General features: G+C 60.0%; 1 protein-coding gene and 2 pseudogenes. All 3 read left to right on the plus strand.

The genetic code is table 11. The features are described 5' to 3' along the window. Nucleotides 1–92, plus strand: a pseudogene (locus EN925_RS40340) (DUF3606 domain-containing protein); the annotation flags it as partial. Nucleotides 93–130: 38 nt separating this feature from the next. Further along, nucleotides 131–232: pseudogene (locus EN925_RS41250) on the plus strand (cytochrome oxidase); the annotation flags it as partial. Nucleotides 233–572: 340 nt separating this feature from the next. Continuing rightward, nucleotides 573–1,019, plus strand: coding sequence for a pyridoxamine 5'-phosphate oxidase family protein (locus tag EN925_RS36475; protein ID WP_127368294.1), 447 nt, complete (start codon nt 573–575; stop codon nt 1,017–1,019). Nucleotides 1,020–1,253: the final 234 nt, after the last annotated feature.

Genomic DNA, 1,253 nt, shown 5'->3' on the forward strand with positions numbered 1-1,253 from the left:
GTACTGGAACAACCCGTGGACGCAATGAGGACCGCGCGAAGGTTGCTGGCGGGCAGGATAATGAAGTGAAATACGAGGCGGGCAAGACCGGCGCGAGGAAGGCTGACGTGAAATCGTGGGCAACAGCCACAAGTCGGTCATCCTCGCGCCCGCCTCGGACCAGGAATTCGCAGCCCAGCACATGCCGAAGGACGGCGTCTGGATTGTGGAAGTCGACGCCGACGCCGGTCTGGATAAGCGTATCGCGACGGGCGGATATCGACGCGCACGCCAGTCCCGGCGTGCTTCCAACCCTGCCGGCCTTTTATACAGGGAAATACGAGCGCATGTTCGCCCTCCTCGTCGAAGACGGCGAGTTCGAGTTCGCGACCAAACGGAGCGCTCATGATCGGCTTCCACATCTCCCCATGATCTGGGGAAGCGGCAAGCAGCGCCTTGATTTAAATCATTTACGAAATTGCCGCCTATGCCGCTGCGGACGAGCGGCAAGCCTGCCTTGATTGCGATCAATGACAGCTCCGGCGGCTGGGCCAACAGTCTGTTGGACGACCAATAGACTCAGGAGATCTCACATGCTGATCCGCACATTATCCGCCTTGGAATGCACGAAATTGCTGACCGCCAACCGTGTCGGTCATCTGGCATGCGCGAAGGATGGGCAGCCCTACGTGGTGCCGGTGCACTATGCGCACGCCGACAATCATCTCTACGCGTTTTCCATGCCCGGCAAGAAGATCGACTGGATGCGTGCCAATCCCCTGGTGTCCGTCCAGGTGGGTGAACGCGGCCAGGGCCGAGGCTGGAGAAGCGTCGTCGTCGACGGCCGTTATGAGGAACTGCCGGACCGGATTGGCCACAAGCTCGAGCGTGACCATGCATGGTCGATATTGAGCAAGCATGCCGCTTGGTGGGAGCCCGGCGCCCTCAAGCCAGTCATGCCTCCGGTGTCGGACAGCGCACCCCACGTTTTCTTCCGTATCATGATCCAACAGGTGACGGGCCGTGAAGCAAGTGAATAGCTTTCTTCACTGTGGCGACCAGCGCTGGACCGATTCAGGAGGAGCGGCTCTAGGTAGTTTCCCGTAGGGACATAACCGAATTTCGCGACCCGCGGATTCGCGCGATTGCTGTGTCACGGATAAACCGGGAAAACAGCCATGCACGCGTACACCTCCTCCAGAATTTCGCTGCCGTCACGGTCTGCCCAGCCCAACCTGCCGGAGGCTTTTGAGCCCGCACTGCTGCAACCACTC

The organism is Mesorhizobium sp. M7A.F.Ca.US.006.04.2.1 (assembly GCF_004022915.1).
GTDB classification, from domain to species: domain Bacteria; phylum Pseudomonadota; class Alphaproteobacteria; order Rhizobiales; family Rhizobiaceae; genus Mesorhizobium; species Mesorhizobium ciceri.

Excerpts from the sequence above, each read along its gene's own strand:
- EN925_RS36475 (WP_127368294.1), top strand. The coding sequence starts at position 573 with ATGCTGATCCGCACATTATCCGCCTTGGAATGCACGAAATTGCTGACC.